Origin of the sequence: Streptomyces sp. NPDC060031 (genome assembly GCF_042736805.1) — a bacterium.
Lineage (GTDB): Bacteria > Actinomycetota > Actinomycetes > Streptomycetales > Streptomycetaceae > Streptomyces.
In genome coordinates this window covers 153,083-160,795 of record NZ_JBHWVM010000002.1, presented here as the reverse complement: position 1 = coordinate 160,795, position 7,713 = coordinate 153,083, and the positions used below count along the sequence as shown (strand labels likewise).

Sequence of the window (7,713 nt, the reverse complement as noted above, 5' to 3'; positions counted from 1 at the left end):
GGGTCGCTCGGGACCACGGCGACGCACAAGGCGGGCGCGCCCGCGGTGGCCGTCCCCGCCCCGCGCCGGGCCGCGCCCGTGCCCTTCCCCGATCCCGAACCGGCCGGGCCGCGCCGTGCGGCGCCGCCCACGCTGGACCCCCGGGAGGCGGCGCTGGCCCTGCCCGTGCCGCTGGTGGACGCGGGCGATCCCAACGCCGGTTTCCTGGCGGGCCTGCTGGCCTCCGCGCCGGCCGACCTGCTGGGCGCGCTGGGCTCGGCCCCGGCCGACTCCGCCGAGGTGCGGCTGCGGGAGCTGCGGGCCCGGCTGGAGCTGGGCGAAGCGGGCGCGGCCGGGGCGGCCCTGGAGGAGCTGGAAGAGCTCTACCCCGACGACTGGCGGGTCGTGTGGGCCCGCGGGGTCGCCTCCCTGGCCGCCGGCGAGGACGAGATGGCGGCCCTGTCCTTCGACGCCATCTACGACGCCTTCCCGGGCGAGCCGGCGCCGAAGCTGGCGCTCGGGCTGTGCGCGGAGGTGCTGGGGCAGCTGGACAACGCGGCCGACTACTACCGCCTGGTGTGGGCCACGGACCCCGGCTTCGTCAGCGCGGCGTTCGGACTGGCCCGGGTGCAACTGGCCGCCGGGGAGCGGACCGGAGCCGTGGACACGCTGGAATCCGTGCCCGAGGCCTCGATCCACCACACCGCCGCCCGGGTGGCGGCCGTACGGGCACGCCTGCGCGACCGGGCTCCGCAGGAGGAGCTGCTGCCCGACCTGGCGTCGGCTGCCGCGCAGGTGGAGGCACTGGAGCGGTTCGGGCTGGACTCGGTACGGCACGTCCGGCTGTCGACGGAAGTTCTGGGCGCGGCCCTGGACTGGGTACTGTCGGGTGGCCGGGGTTCCGAACCCGGCCGGACCTCGCTGCTCGGCAGTCAACTGGACGAACGGGGCCTGCGCTTCGGCTTGGAGCGCTCGTACCGCTTGCTCGCACGGCTGGCGCAGCAGGGCGAGGAGAGGATCGAACTGGTGGAGCGGGCAAACCGTTTCCGTCCCCGGACGTGGGTGTGATTGATGTCGAAGCATCGGCTGTCTGGCTGCCCGAGCTGCGCGGAGCCCCTGGAAGAGGGTGACCGTTTCTGCGGCTTCTGCGGCCAAGCCGTCCTGTCCTCGCCGCAGTCCGTCTCCCGCCCCACCCTCCCCATCACTCCGCCCCCGCCGGGCCCGGCCCCCGCCCCGGCGGGCGGGTACGCCAGCGCGGCCGCGCCCGGGTGGGGCAGCGTGAGCGCGGCGGCCCCGACGCTGGTCGAGGGGCCGGACGGCTGGTCCGACACCCCCGTGGCCGAGGACCCTTACGGTGACGGCGGCCCGCCGGCCATGGCCTCGGGCCACGAGCCGGCGTACGGGAGCGGCCCGGGCGGCAGCGGCGCCGAGGGCGCGGGCAGCGGCGGCCCGCAGGGCCCGGTCCCCGCGGGCGCGGCCCCGTACCAGGCGCCCCCGGCGCACGAGCCCCCGTACGGCGGCACCAGCAGCGGCAGCGGCAGCGGCACCGCGCGGTACGACCTGCCCGGCGGTACGACACCCCCGGAGGGGCCCGGCGGGGCGGCGCCCGCGGAGGACACCGGCAAGACGTGCGTCGCCTGCCGCGCCGGGCGGGTCGACACCGACGGCTACTGCGAGCACTGCGGCCACGCCCAGCCGAGGGAGCGGGACCACCTCGAAGAGGAGCTCGGGAGCGTCGCCGCCGTCAGCGACCGCGGGCTGCGCCACCACCGCAACGAGGACTCCTTCGCCGTCGCGGCCACCGCCCTGCCCGACGGCTCCGCCGCCACCGTCGCCATCGTCTGCGACGGAGTCTCCTCGGCCAGCCGCCCCGACGAGGCGTCGGCCGCCGCGGCCGCCGCCGCCAACGAGGCGCTGCTCGAGGCGCTGCCCCGCGGCGCCCACCCCCAGGAGGCCATGCACGAGGCGATCCTGGCGGCGGCCGCAGCCGTGAACGCGCTGGCCCCCGAGGTCCCCGGAGCCCAGAACGCCCCGGCCTGCACCCTGGTCGGGGCCGTCGTCAGCGGCGGCCTGCTGACCATCGGCTGGGTCGGCGACAGCCGCGCGTACTGGGTACCGGACGACCGCGCCGCCCTCCCCCGCCGCCTCACCGAGGACGACTCCTGGGCCGCCCAGATGGTCGCGGCCGGCCTGATGGCCGAGGCCGAGGCCTACGCCGACGTCCGCGCCCACGCCATCACCGGCTGGCTCGGCGCCGACGCCTACGAACTCGAACCGCACACCGCCACCTTCAAGCCGGACCACGACGGCGTGGTGGTGGTCTGCACGGACGGCCTGTGGAACTACGCCGAATCCGCCCGCGACATGGCCCAGGTACTGCCCGCGGACGCCGCGGCCCGCCCCCTGCACAGTGCGCAGGTCCTGGTGGGGCACGCGCTCGACGGCGGCGGACACGACAACGTCACCGTGGCCTTGGTGCCGTTCGCCGCCCACCCGGACCCGGACCCGGCTGCCGGAGCACAACCGGAACCGGAAGCGGAACCGCGCCCCCAGGTCTGACCAGCCTGCCCCCAGCCCCCGAGGAGTCCAACCGATGGCGAACTTCGCCAAGCCGAGCGCCCCGCGCTTCAGCGTGGAGGTGTACCAGAACGAGTTCCTCCCCGAGGGCGGCCGCGACGTCCACGCCATCGTCACCGTCACCTCGACCGGCGGCGCCACCGCCACCCGCGCCCCCGCGGACCGGGGCGGCGCCGCCGTCGTGATCATGGTCGACTGCTCCGGCTCCATGGAGTACCCGCCGGCGAAGATGCGCGGCGCCCGCGAGGCCACCGCCGCCGCCATCGACACCCTGCGCGACGGCACCGCCTTCGCCGTGATCGCCGGCACCCACGTGGCCAAGGAGGTCTACCCCGGCCAGGGCCGCCTCGCCACCGCCGACCCGGCCACCCGCGCCCAGGCCAAGGAGGCCCTGCGCGGCCTCGCTTCCGGCGGCGGCACCGCCATCGGCACCTGGCTGCGCCTCGCCGACGGCCTGCTGCGCCAGGCCCCCGCCGCCATCCGCCACGGGATCCTGCTCACCGACGGGCGCAACGAACACGAGGAACCGGCGGTGCTCCGCGCCTCCCTCGAAGCCTGCGCCGGCCGCTTCACCTGCGACGCCCGCGGGGTGGGCACCGACTGGGAGGTCAAGGAGGTCACCGGCATCGCGAGCGCGCTGCTCGGCACCGCCGACATCGTGGCCGACCCGGCCCACCTCACCGAGGACTTCACGCTCATGATGGAGAACGTCATGGGCAAGGAGGTCGCGGACGTCGCGCTGCGCCTGTGGACCCCGGTCGGCGTGGAGATCCAGTACGTCAAGCAGGTCTCGCCGGCCGTCCGGGACCTGACCGCCCGCCGCACGGAGGCGGGCCCCCGCGCCGGGGACTACCCGACCGGGTCGTGGGGCGACGAGTCCCGCGAGTACCACGTGTGCGTACGGGTCCCCACCGCGGCCGTCGGGCAGGAAATGCTGGCCGCCCGCGCCACCTTGGTCATGCCGGGCGCGGCGGGCGAACCGCTCGCCGCACTCGCTCAAGGACTGGTACGCGCGGTGTGGACGAACGATCTGGTCGCCTCCACCGCCATCAACCCTCAGGTCGCCCACTACACCGGCCAGGCGGAACTCGCACAAGCCATCCAACAGGGGCTGGAAGCGCGCAAAATGGGTGATGTCGGCGGCGCCACCGCCAAGCTCGGCAGGGCCGTACAGCTGGCGAGCGCCTCGGGGAACGCGGACACGGCGAAACTGCTGGCGAAGGTGGTGGATGTCGTCGACGCGGCGGCGGGTACTGTGCGGCTGAAGGCGAAGGTCGCCGATGCCGACGAGATGACTCTTGAAACGCGTTCGACCCAGACCGTCCGAGTGAAGAAGAACTGACGACAGAGAAGAAGACCTGACGCGATGACGCAGGGAGAAGGGGGAAGCGCCGCCATGCCGACCTGCCCGAACGGGCACCAGTCCGCTTCCGACGACTGGTGCGAGGTCTGCGGCCACCGCATGGCCGCCCCCACGGGTGCGCCCGCGGCGCCCTCCTACGGCTACGGCTACCCTCCCACCGCCGGCGAGCCCACCGCCCAGGCCGAGCTCTGCCCGCAGTGCCGGACCCCGCGCGAGGCGATGGCCCCGTTCTGCGAGGAGTGCCGGTACAACTTCCTGACCCGTACGGCGACCTCGTACGCGCCGGTCGCGCCGGAGGCCGGCCACCGCCCGGGCCGCGCCGCGGGGGCCGTCGGGACGCCGGGACCGCCGCCGCCCCCGCCGCCGGTCGCGCCGCCCGCTCCGCCGGCGTACTCGCAGGACCACTTCGAGTACCAGGGCTCGCGGCCCTCCCGGGTCAACCGCCCGGCCGAGCCGCTGCAGCGCGAGGACGACTGGCTGCTGCCGCCCCCGGCGCACGAGCAGCCCGGACACCAGCGGCCCGCGCAGCAGCCCGCGCACCAGCAGCCGCAGCAGGAGTACCAGCAGCCGCGCTACCAGCAGCAGCCGCCGCCCCCGCAGCAGCAGGAGCAGCAGCACCAGCCCTTCCCGTCCCAGCAGCAGGGCGGCGGCGCCTGGAGCGCGACGATCGGCCCCGACCGCTCGTACTTCACGGCGATGATGCAGCGCAGCGGCCCCGAGGCGGCGGGCCTCAACCTGCCCGCCTACTCCCCGGAGCAGCACCTCCCGCTCTCCGGCGGCCAGATCACCATCGGCCGCCGCCGCGCCTCCACGGGCGAGTCCCCGGACATCGACCTGTCGGTGCCGCCGGAGGACCCGGGCGTCTCGCACCAGCACGCGGTGCTCGTCCAGCAGCCCGACGGCGGCTGGGCCGTGGTGGACCAGAACTCCACCAACGGCACCACCATCAACGACGGCGAGGACCCGATCCAGCCCTACGTCCCGGTCCCCCTCGCCGACGGCGACCGGGTCCACGTCGGGGCCTGGACCACGATCACCGTCCGCCGCGGCTAGACGGGCCCACGCGGCCTAGAGCTCCGGCCGGGCCGCCTCCCCCAGGGGCCACACGTAGGGCCCCTGGGGATCGTCGAGCCACGACCACTGCCCCTCGCCGCTGACGGTTACCCCGAAGCGTTCGCGGGCGGGCCGGTCCTCGCGCCGCCACAGGTCCAGCGCCTCCCGCGGGTGCAGCACGCCCGCGGTCAGCAGCAGCATGAACTGGAAGCGTTCGTTCTCGACCATCTCGTACGGGAGCCCCTGCGGCAGGCCGAACGTTCCGGGCGCCGCCGCCGTGGCCCCGCGCAGGGGCACGAAGTACGCCGAGGTGTGCAGGAAGCGGCCCTCCGCCAGGTCGGCGTCCCGGACGGTCAGCGCGATCAGCCCGGTCGACAACGGGGCCAGGATCCGCGCCCCCGGCCGGCACTGCCCCAGCCACGCGTACGGGATCAGCGGCAGCGTGCAGGTCACCAGGATCCGGTCGAAGGGGGCGCGGGAGGGACAGCCGCGCGCCCCGTCCCCGGTGACCACGGCCGGCCGGTAGCCCAGCAGGGCCAGATGGGCGCGGGCGGCCTCGGTGATCTCCTCGTCCAGGTCCACGGTGGTGACCAGGTCCTCGCCGAGCCGGTGGCAGAGCAGGGCGGCGTTGTAGCCGGTGCCCGCGCCGATCTCCAGCACGTTGTCCCCGTCGCGCACCTCCAGGGATTCCAGCATCTTCGCCATCAGCGAGGGCTGACTGCTGGAGGAGACCAGCTCGCCGTCGCGCAGCCGGGTGGCGAGCGGGGCGTCCCGGTACACCCCGCGCAACCAGCGGGCCCGCCGCTGCGGGTCCGGGTCCTCGGCCCACAGCCGCTCGTTGCCCGCGCCGCGGCCGGTGAAGAAGTACGGGACGAACAGGTGCCGGGGCACGGCGGTGAAGGCCGCCCGCCAGGCCGGGTCGTTCAGCGCCCCGGCGGCGACCAGCTCCCGTACCTGGGCGGCGTGCGCGGTCTCCCGCACGTCGCGCACCCCGGCTTGCTCGGCTCGTGCGCCCATGCATCCACTGTGCTGCGCGCGCCGTTCCCGTGCGACCTCGGGGGCGGCCGGGGGAAGTCCTAGGACCCCGGTCCTCCGTCCGGGCGTCTGAGACGATGGTCGGGTGAATGAGATTCCGCGGGGCACGGTTCAGGAGCAGACGTTCTACGAGCAGGTGGGCGGCGAGGACACCTTCCGCCGCCTCGTCCACCGGTTCTACCAGGGGGTCGCCGAGGACCCGCTGCTGCGCCCGATGTACCCGGAGGGGGACCTCGGGCCCGCGGAGGACCGTTTCGCGCTGTTCCTGATGCAGTACTGGGGCGGCCCGAACACGTACAGCGAGAACCGCGGCCACCCGCGCCTGCGCATGCGGCACGCGCCGTTCCAGGTGGACTCCGCGGCGCACGACGCATGGCTGGGCCACATGCGGGTCGCGGTGGACGAGCTGGGCCTCGCTCCGGAGCACGAGGCGCAGCTGTGGCGTTACCTGACGTACGCGGCGGCGTCGATGATCAACACCGCCGGCTAGAGGACCGCTACAGCGGGCGGACCTGGAGCGCGCCGAGACCGCCAGCACCGCCGGGCCGGCGCATGGCGACCGAGCCGTACGGGGTGCGCAGGCGCAGCCAGCTCCCGGAGGCGAGCAGCGCCACCGGGTCGGGGGCTCCGGGCGCGGTGGCGGGGGCGGGGGCGGGGGGCACGGTGGACCGTACCGGCCGCAGGAAGCCCAGGGACTGCGCGGCGTGCACGGCCCGCAGCGGGAGCTCCGTGTCGCCGAGGGTGCGTGACCAGATCTCGCGGCCGATGCGGTCGCGCTCGGAGCGGGTCCGGTGCTGCGGGGGCAGGGCCTCGTCACGGGCCCGGAACTCGGCCACGGAGGCCGCCACGGCCTCGCCGATCGCCTCGGGGCCGGGCAGCCCGGGGACCTGCTTCCAGCCGCCGCGCGGCGGGAGCACCCCGGCCCAGGCGGGTCCGGTGACGGGCGCGGGCACGGCGGCGAGCGCCGAGGCCTCCTCGACGGACTCCAGCAGCTCGCCGGCGGACACCGTCAGGTCCAGCGGCACGGCCACGGGCGCGGCGAGCCGCGCGGTGCGGACGGCCAGCACCTCGAAGGACGGCGGCCGCCCGAAGACGGCGAGCGCGCCACCGCCGGCCTGGAGCCGGACGGCGGCGGCGCGGTCGTAGTGCAGCAGCCGGCCCAGGAAGGCGGCGAGGTCCGCCGCCTCCCCGGAGTCGGCGAAGTGCAGCTGGTCGGGGCGCCCGCTCATGCCGCGAGGCGCCCTTGCGGGCTCTTGCGGCCCTTGGGATCGGCCGCCGGCCCGTCGAGGTACTCCTCGAGGAAGAGCTTCTCCTCGGCCGTGATGCGGCGGGGCCGCCCCTCGGCGAGGTTGTACGGCACGACCACGGTCTCGGCGCGCACGTAGACCGTCTCCGGCGCGTCCTCGGTCGCCTCGTCCTTGACCTCGTAGCGGATGGTCAGGGACGCGGCGCCGATCCGGGTCACCCAGGATTCGATGAGCACCGGCTCGTGGCGGTGCACGAGGGGCAGCTTGTAGTCGATCTCGTGACGGGCCACGACGGAACCGCCCGTGAAGGACTCACTGCCCTCCCCCGGCGCGAGGCGGAACATGAAGTCGATCCGCGCCTCCTCCAGATAGCGGAGGAAGACGACGTTGTTGACGTGCCCGAAGGCATCCATGTCCGCCCAGCGCAGGGGGCACCGGTAGTGGTGTCTGGCCATGATG

Annotated in this window: 8 protein-coding genes; 5 read left to right on the top strand and 3 right to left on the bottom strand. The window is 75.3% G+C overall.

Translation table 11 applies throughout. The features are described 5' to 3' along the window. From ACFWB8_RS01660 to ACFWB8_RS01645, 4 genes are all read left to right on the top strand, one after another. On the top strand, positions 1–1,047 hold a 1,047-nt coding region (locus tag ACFWB8_RS01660; protein WP_385220868.1), incomplete at its 5' end, for a tetratricopeptide repeat protein. A gap of 3 nt (positions 1,048–1,050) precedes the next feature. Then, positions 1,051–2,538 carry a PP2C family serine/threonine-protein phosphatase gene (locus ACFWB8_RS01655; RefSeq protein ID WP_385220865.1) on the top strand — a complete coding sequence of 496 codons (1,488 nt, stop codon included), beginning with the start codon at positions 1,051–1,053 and terminating at the stop codon, positions 2,536–2,538. A 34-nt stretch (positions 2,539–2,572) separates the two neighbouring features. Then, entirely contained in the window at positions 2,573–3,898 is a 1,326-nt protein-coding gene (locus ACFWB8_RS01650) for a VWA domain-containing protein (RefSeq protein ID WP_385220862.1), read from the top strand. A 24-nt stretch (positions 3,899–3,922) separates the two neighbouring features. After that, positions 3,923–4,972, top strand: a complete 1,050-nt coding sequence (locus ACFWB8_RS01645) for an FHA domain-containing protein (protein WP_385220859.1) — start codon at positions 3,923–3,925, stop codon at positions 4,970–4,972. A gap of 15 nt (positions 4,973–4,987) precedes the next feature. On the opposite strand, the gene ACFWB8_RS01640 is transcribed toward ACFWB8_RS01645, so the two are convergent. Next, entirely contained in the window at positions 4,988–5,989 is a 1,002-nt protein-coding gene (locus ACFWB8_RS01640; protein ID WP_385220856.1) for a methyltransferase domain-containing protein, read from the bottom strand. 103 nt (positions 5,990–6,092) lie between these two features. Between ACFWB8_RS01640 and ACFWB8_RS01635 the strand changes: the two genes are divergently transcribed. Next, positions 6,093–6,497: a globin gene (locus tag ACFWB8_RS01635; RefSeq protein WP_385220853.1), complete on the top strand. Its 405-nt coding sequence runs from the start codon at positions 6,093–6,095 to the stop codon at positions 6,495–6,497. A gap of 7 nt (positions 6,498–6,504) precedes the next feature. Here ACFWB8_RS01635 and ACFWB8_RS01630 read toward each other — a convergent pair whose 3' ends face one another. Together ACFWB8_RS01630 and ACFWB8_RS01625 are read right to left on the bottom strand one after the other, a co-directional pair. Then, on the bottom strand, positions 6,505–7,236 hold the full coding sequence (locus ACFWB8_RS01630; protein ID WP_385220851.1) for a hypothetical protein: 732 nt from the start codon (positions 7,234–7,236) through the stop codon (positions 6,505–6,507). Continuing rightward, a complete protein-coding gene (locus ACFWB8_RS01625) occupies positions 7,233–7,709 on the bottom strand; it encodes an acyl-CoA thioesterase (protein WP_385220848.1) in 477 nt (158 codons plus the stop codon). Before ACFWB8_RS01625 ends, ACFWB8_RS01630 begins: the two co-directional genes overlap by 4 nt. Positions 7,710–7,713: the final 4 nt, after the last annotated feature.

Excerpts from the sequence above, each read along its gene's own strand:
- ACFWB8_RS01630 (WP_385220851.1), bottom strand. The coding sequence starts at position 7,236 with ATGAGCGGGCGCCCCGACCAGCTGCACTTCGCCGACTCCGGGGAGGCG.
- ACFWB8_RS01645 (WP_385220859.1), top strand. The coding sequence starts at position 3,923 with ATGACGCAGGGAGAAGGGGGAAGCGCCGCCATGCCGACCTGCCCGAAC.
- ACFWB8_RS01650 (WP_385220862.1), top strand. The coding sequence starts at position 2,573 with ATGGCGAACTTCGCCAAGCCGAGCGCCCCGCGCTTCAGCGTGGAGGTG.
- ACFWB8_RS01655 (WP_385220865.1), top strand. The coding sequence starts at position 1,051 with ATGTCGAAGCATCGGCTGTCTGGCTGCCCGAGCTGCGCGGAGCCCCTG.
- ACFWB8_RS01625 (WP_385220848.1), bottom strand. The coding sequence starts at position 7,709 with ATGGCCAGACACCACTACCGGTGCCCCCTGCGCTGGGCGGACATGGAT.
- ACFWB8_RS01640 (WP_385220856.1), bottom strand. The coding sequence starts at position 5,989 with ATGGGCGCACGAGCCGAGCAAGCCGGGGTGCGCGACGTGCGGGAGACC.